This is a genomic window from Rhodopirellula sp. UBA1907, from assembly GCF_002337565.1.
Taxonomy (GTDB): domain Bacteria; phylum Planctomycetota; class Planctomycetia; order Pirellulales; family Pirellulaceae; genus Rhodopirellula; species Rhodopirellula europaea.
The window spans coordinates 20,124-26,844 of sequence record NZ_DDGH01000030.1; the positions used below are offsets into that span (position 1 = coordinate 20,124).

Annotated in this window: 4 protein-coding genes and 1 pseudogene; all 5 read right to left on the minus strand. The window is 57.0% G+C overall.

The window, feature by feature from the left end; translation table 11 throughout:
* Window positions 1-485 (minus strand): annotated as a pseudogene (locus tag B2R17_RS06405) (peptidase M50); the annotation flags it as partial.
* Window positions 431-1,834, minus strand: coding sequence for an efflux RND transporter periplasmic adaptor subunit (locus B2R17_RS06410; protein WP_286763322.1), 1,404 nt, complete (start codon window positions 1,832-1,834; stop codon window positions 431-433). The gene B2R17_RS06410 and the pseudogene B2R17_RS06405, both read right to left, overlap by 55 nt.
* Window positions 1,835-1,837: 3 nt before the next feature.
* Complete coding sequence (locus B2R17_RS06415) at window positions 1,838-2,725, minus strand: efflux RND transporter periplasmic adaptor subunit (protein WP_286763323.1); 888 nt, start codon at window positions 2,723-2,725, stop codon at window positions 1,838-1,840.
* On the minus strand, window positions 2,722-4,761 hold the full coding sequence (locus B2R17_RS06420; protein WP_286763324.1) for a preprotein translocase subunit SecA: 2,040 nt from the start codon (window positions 4,759-4,761) through the stop codon (window positions 2,722-2,724). Before B2R17_RS06420 ends, B2R17_RS06415 begins: the two co-directional genes overlap by 4 nt.
* Window positions 4,758-6,721: TolC family protein (locus B2R17_RS06425; protein ID WP_286763325.1), on the minus strand; the 1,964-nt coding region annotated here is incomplete at its 5' end. The genes B2R17_RS06420 and B2R17_RS06425, both read right to left, overlap by 4 nt.

Consider the following 6,721-nt stretch of genomic DNA (forward strand, 5'->3'; position numbering starts at 1 on the left):
CCCGCCGCACCCGGCACCGGCATTTTGATCCAGAACGGGTTCCATCGCGACAAAATGGATTTTGTTTGGGAGTTGTCCGCCGGTGAGGCTTGGCCCAAGTGTTCTCGACGGGGCGGTGGTGCGTCGGCGAAGTGCGCAAGTCGGTGATCGATCAACCATCTCGCGATGGATTCACATTGCGAAGACGAAGGTGCGGCACGTCCCATCTTTGCCGTCACCAACCCGCAGGCTTGTGCGATCGTGCGATGCCCATCCAACGCCGACAAAAACGAGTACTCGGACAAACCCACTCGAAAGAATTGATGCGTGGCAGGAATTTCGATCCGATAGATCGGTTCGCCCGTTTCGCGGACCGGCCAGACCTTCACATCGGCGGCGATGCGAATGGGTTGTTGCTGCCAATCGATGGTTCCCGGATCACGCTGCATCGTCACACGCCCAACCAACGAAGCAACAAATTCCAAGGGCGATGGAAAACGATCCATCCGATCGGACGCTTGTTGCCATAGATGGTCGCACGGCCTTTCATACCCGGTCTCAACAGTCCGTCTTGATCGTCCACGGTGACTTCGGCCAAGAACACGTTTTCTGAATCACGAATTGTCGCGGCGGGATGGACTCGCGTGATCGCCCCATGCATCACCCGGTCCGGCATCGCATGGGTGTGAACGCGAGCGAGCATTCCGGGCTGAACGTGAGCGAAGTCCTCTTCCGGGATCGCGATTTCGACTTTCATCGAACCGACCGGTGCGATTTCAAAGAGCGTTTCACCACGTGTCAGTGGTGCCCCTTCGGATTGCTTCCAATCGCCGCTGACGATGACTCCATCGATGGGACTGCGGATCTCGAGGTTATCCTTGCGGTGGTTCAGCAATTCGGTTTGTGTCTTCAGTCGGTCGGCTTCCAATGCCGCGATTTGGCTTTTTCCGAAGTCATGCGTCGCCATCGATCCACGACGTTCCTGGTCGGCTTGCCCGTGAAGAGCACGCAGTCCCGCCAGTTCGTATTCCAATTCGCGAGGGTTGATCTTGGCTAGCAATTGTCCTTCGGTCACTGTGTCGCCGGGACGCACCATGCATTCTTGCAACGGGCCGTCAAACGGGACCGCGATGAAGCGACGTTGGACGGGTTGCAGTTGCACATCCGTGCGAATGTTGTGATGAGCCGGCAGGAACATCAACAGGATAATCGTCGACAAAACGCAAACGGTCGCCCGTTGCCAAGTTGATCGAAACGATCGGATGCCACGCACCAACGAAGCCTCCACGCCCGTCGGTTGCAGACGTTGGATGCTTTGAAGTTTGCAGGACAGCAGCGGCGCAAACGCGTCGAGAGTTGCGGAGGCGAATCGCTCACGCGGATCGAGGATCAGCAAAACACCAAGATTCTTGCCGCTTGAGTCCGACATCGGGCAAGCGAGCAAATTGTTTGATCCGATTGTCTTCAGCCATTGCCGCATCGCCATCGTGCCGGGCGACGATGCGACTTCGGTTGCGGCGACTTTGCTGAGCCCATCCCGCAGACAAGCTTCTTCCGCTGCGGCCAAGGTTTCGCGGGGATGGTCGGTGGCAAAAGTCCCACCGCCGTGGGCATGATCGCTGATGCACTTCAGACCCGATGTGGGACGATTTCGCCAACACAGAATCGCTCCCTCGGCTTGCAACCATTCACTGAGCGATCGCATCGCGATGGAAGCGGCTTCGTCGAACTCGCGACATGCATCAAGAGCCGACTGCAGTTCGATCGCCGCTGCCAATGTCTCGGCGCGTTGCAACAATTCGTGATGAGAATCACGACCGGTCGCGTCCGGAGAAAGTGACGATGCGGTGAACACGTTCTAACGCAACGCAGGCGAGAGAATGACGGGAGCGTCGCTGATGCGAGCGTTCGATTGGTTGGTTCTCACGGATGCTTCCAGGTCCAACCAGCAAACAACGCCGCTGCGAATCTCGCGTTTTTCGTTTGGCAGGACAACGCGAACGCGAACGGTACCGGATTCGGCCGTGGCAACGGGCGAGATGTATTCCAGCGTTCCGTAGACTGTCGCGCGAGATCCACCCACGCGAACGACGACCGATTGGCCTTCGGACAACATGTCGATTCGTCGCAGTGGCACCGAGAAAACCGCTTTCAAGCGATCCAGTTGGACCAGTTGCAGCAGAACAGGATCGGTCGGTGACAAAAATTCGCCAACCTCTTTGGCCAAAGCGACAACGACGCCGTCGGATGGTGCCAAGATGCGGCGTTGTTCCAACTGGCAGATCACTCGTTGGTATTCGAGATCGCGAACGGAGAGTTCTTCGGTGACGCTTTGCAAGCGAGCGAGTGCCTGACGATGATCATTTTCGGCTCGTTCGAGTTCTCGAGGTGTCGCGTTGCCCTGCGTGAACAAACGGCGATAGCTTTGGACCTGTTGTTCACGAATGACGACTTCCGCTTCCGCAGCCGTCTTTCCACCGATGGCATCTTTCGCCGCCCGCGAGACATCCAGTGTCTTTCGCAGCAACGCATCATCGAGCTGTGCGAGCACTTGGCCTTCGCGAACCTCGGCTCCCTCTCGTGCTTTCAGTTCCGTGATCACGCCCATTTCCGATGACGAAACCTGGATCCGTCGATACGGTTCGGTAAACGCTTCGTATTCGTCCGCCGCCGCGATGCCGGGAAGAGCCAGGCATTGCAGGTTCACGATGACGCAGAGCGTCGTTATCCAATGACGGTTCATCATCCTGCATCCAATGCTTGAAGGTGTGGGGCGGGATCATGGTTCGATTGAGCTTTGCGAACCAATCCGCAATCGCGTTCATCCGCTTCCAGCAATTGTCGTCTTGCCGCGGCAGCTCGTTTGGCTTGCCGTGTTTGGATCGATGCGATTTGGGACTCAACAGAAAGTGTTTCGATTTGGTCGGCGGCAATGGCTCGTCGGATAGCACGACCCACCCAAGGTGCCGATTGGCTGACCAAGTTGTCTTCGGCCGATAAGAAATGGCGGCTGCTGCCAGGATCGCCACAACGAGCACAGCGACCGATCAATTGCCGGTCAACACGCGATGAACGATGGTGTTCGGCAACAATCACGTGCAGTCCACCCTTCGCGGCCACCTCGGGGTTCAACCGAATGTCGGTGCCTCGCCCGGCTAAGTTCGTTGCGACGGTGATGGCATGCGGTTGTCCCGCCCGAGCGATGATCTCAGCTTCTTCTGCGTTTTGCAGGCCGTTGAGTAATTCACACGAGAGGCCTTGCCGGCGAAGTTCTTCCGCAACTTGGTGACTGGTTGCGATGTCCAGCGTGCCGACCAAAACGCATCGTCCAGATTCCGCGATCCGTTGGGCTTCAACGGCGACAGCAGCAAACTTTTCTTGTGAGGTTAGCGTGACGTGAGTCGGATGAACGATGCGTTTCGACGCCAGCCGAGGTTGGACGGTTTGCACGTTCAGTCCGTAAACCGACTTCAATTCTTCGCGACAATCGCCCGCGGTTCCGGTGACTCCGGCCAAGTAGTCGTACGATCGATAGAAACGTTGGCGTGTGATTTTGGCGAGCGATTCGCTTTCACGCTGAATCGGTAAATCTTCTTTTGCTTCAATGGCTTGTTGCAATCCGCCTGACCAGGTTCGATCTTCGTAGATGCGACCGGTCGATTGATCGACGATGCGGACCGAATCATCATCGATCACGTAGTCGATTTCTCGACGAAGCAGATGGGTCGCTTGCAAGGCAAGTTCAACGTACTCGTGCCAAGGTCGACGTAGCGATGCGTCTGACCAGTCCTCCACGGCTTGATAGGCCCGATTCAATCCTGCGTCGGTCAATTCCATTTGGTGACCGGTCGCTTGGAAGTCTTCATCACCGCGCAGTGACGCTGCCGTTTTCAATGCATGTCGGTGGACCGCGGCATCATCGGCCTCGCCCGGTATAGTTCCTGACAACAGCAGCGGCGAAAGAGCGTCGTCGATCAGAACATGATCGATTTCGTCCACCAACGCGACCGCGAGGCCTCGCTGCAAACGAGGCGTGGATGATTCTGAATTCAGTCTTCGAAGCAACGTCGATCCGGGAGGCTGACGAGCGGCGGTGTCCATTGCCAATTGATCACGAAGGTAGTCAAAACCGAACGCGTGACCGGGACCATACGTCACGTCCGCTCGGTAGGCGGCACGAGTGGCGTCGGCCGATGAGTCCTCGGTCAGACAGCTGGATTCGACACCGAGCAACGACCAAGTTTCGCGAAGTTGTTCGTGGTCACGTTGGGCCAAGTAAGCGTTCGGGGTCGCGACGTGCACGCCTCGGCCCGGCAGAGCAGCGATCAACGATGCAACGAACAACGCGAAGGTTTTTCCTTCGCCGGTTTGCATCTCCGCCACGCCGCCACGTCGTGACATCAATCCCGATGAAACGATCAAGCCCGCACGCAGTTGCACTTCGAAAAGCTCAATGTTGTGAGTCGCTCGAATGGCGTCGCTGGCCAAAACCAATGCGTCCACCAAGCACTCTCGCCAGATAGCATCGAGCTGACTTGATGAATTGCGTGTTTGGTCCGCGGTCGCTTCGAGCAATTGGTACCGAAGCGTTTGCCAGCGGTTTTGTAAATCATGTTTCGCAGACGCGGAACGATTGGACATTCGATCGCATGCGGACTGCAGGATGGTTTGGATGTCCATCGCAGGACGGCTGGTGAATCGACCGAGCTGCGTCATGGATGCGAACTGCCCGATGGAGGCGAATTGGGATCGCCAACCGGTGTTAGAACGGAGAAGGCTCATGGTGAGTTCCACTCCTCCGGTGTCGGGAGGATCAATTCTTCGCTTTCAATCATCCCGCCAAATGGTTCCGCTTCGTCGGGCAGGAACACCGAGACATTGCTCGGTACCGGCGAAACATCCGCCACATTGCAAACCAACAGCACACCCATGGCTTTGCGAAGCGTGACCCATGACAAAGCGTGAGCGACCTGCGACCGAACCAAGCTGCGTTCTTCGTCCGCCAAACGTTCTTGCGCGTCCAGCAGGTTTTCGATTAGAAGAATCGCGTTTTCGTTTGGATCGGGCAGGTGCGTCCAACGTTGCCGCAAATAGTCCACTTCGCGAGCCGCAGCCATGGTCGACTGTTGCTTGGCAATCAATTCGTTGAACAGCGTTTGTGTTTCGCGAACGGCGATTTCGACTTCCGTCATCGCCGCTTCGGTCGTTTGTTGAAACTCGGCGTACGATCGTGTCCATTCCCATCGGTTGCGACGCAATCGGGCTTGGTTGGCACGGTTGCCCCAGGGGCGTTCAAAGATCAAACCGGCGGAATAGGTTGGACCGCCCTCGCTGAATTGCCGGCCAATTGCACCGAACGTGTTGGTGCCCGAGTCCAATCCCGACACATAGGAACTGAGCAGCAAGTCCAGACGCGGCAAGACTTGATTGCGTGCGGCACCGACGCGTGTCGAAACAGCATGCATTTGTTGCAGGCTTTGCACGATGTCCGGACGATTGTCTAGCGCCGTCAGCGTCGCATCGCGGGTGCTCAGTTCGATTGACTGCATCAGCGGGCGTTCGACGGGCACCATCTCGTATTGTGCGAACTGCGCGAATTGGCGGTCACCGGTCAGCAAACGCAGTTTCGATTGAGCGTTGCGGATTCGGGTTTCGATGCGGACCAAATCGGATCGCCGTTTTGCGACTGCGACGTTGGCTCGCAGGATTTGTCGCTGTTGTGAATCGACCGCCCCGCGAGCTTGCAGAACCGTCTGCATCTCCTGTGCACTGGCGAGCAAACGATTGCGTTGCAACCATTCCGCGCGGGCTTGGTAAAGTTCCCAGTACGCGGTGGTGACGTCGACCAAGTGCGTTTGAATCTCCTCACGCACTTCGCTGTTGGTGATCTGTGCGTCGATCTTTGCCAGGATGACTCGCGTGCGATTGACCGCTTTGCCATGATCGCGAAGCAACGGTTGAGAAAAGTTCAGTTCCAACCGCGACGTGCCTTGCGCGTTGGGAGTTAAGAACGTCGAGTTGTTGTTCTGAAAGCCGCCACGCTGAACGACTTCCAGGTTCCCGCCACTGGTCAGCTTTTTGCGAACACCCGCGGAAGAGGCAAACAGGTTGTCGCGGAATCGTTCCGATTGGTCACCCGTGGTCAATTCACTGCCGACAGGATCATTCGTGTCGGTGTAGTTGGCGTCCAAGAACGTCAGCGGATCGAACTGAGCGTCGGCGATCACGATGTCGGTCATCGAGATTTGTGGTTCCGTCAGCAAACTGCGGACATAGGGTGAGGCAATCAATGCCGTTTGCGCGAGTCCCGATGCGTCGACCGAGGTGTGTTGTTCTGCCAAACCGAGAGGTTGCGTGACGTCCGCGTCCCACCAAACGATCTGTGGGTCGAGCTGGCTGATCTCACCCGCGATTGATGGACCGGCCGACAACGCCGGTGAATCTTTGAACCAACAATTCCCATCCATTTCAGCGACGACGTCGTTTTCAAGAACGCGATCGCGATACCGGTCGACCTGATGAGCGTACGGGCCACTCGAGATGGCATTGGGAATCGGCAGATGAACCGCTTCGTGAGATCGATAGGACGTGGAAACGGGATGAGGTGAATGGCCATCCGGATGAGTCGGCGTTTCTGCCCGCAGTATCACGTGCGATGGGCCGACCAGAGATCCCGTCAGAATGATGGATAGAAGCCATCGGTTTCTGGATGAAGTGTATTTGCGTACCGTCCGCCGTGGCT